Annotated in this window: 1 pseudogene; it reads left to right on the forward strand. The window is 52.3% G+C overall.

The window, feature by feature from the left end:
* Positions 1–51: 51 nt before the first annotated feature.
* Positions 52–346: pseudogene (locus tag SB773_RS30545) on the forward strand (IS1-like element IS1A family transposase); the annotation flags it as partial.

Genomic DNA, 346 nt, shown 5'->3' on the forward strand with positions numbered 1-346 from the left:
ATGCTGCCAACTTACTGATTTAGTGTATGATGGTGTTTTTGAGGTGCTCCAGTGGCTTCTGTTTCTATCAGCTGTCCCTCCTGTTCAGCTACTGACGGGGTGGTGCGTAACGGCAAAAGCACCGCCGGACATCAGCGCTATCTCTGCTCTCACTGCCGTAAAACATGGCAACTGCAGTTCACTTACACCGCTTCTCAACCCGGTACGCACCAGAAAATCATTGATATGGCCATGAATGGCGTTGGATGCCGGGCAACTGCCCGCATTATGGGCGTTGGCCTCAACACGATTTTACGTCACTTAAAAAACTCAGGCCGCAGTCGGTAACCTCGCGCATACAGCCGGG

Source organism: Bacillus sp. SIMBA_074 (assembly GCF_046534555.1).
Classification (GTDB): domain Bacteria; phylum Bacillota; class Bacilli; order Bacillales; family Bacillaceae_G; genus Bacillus_A; species Bacillus_A mycoides.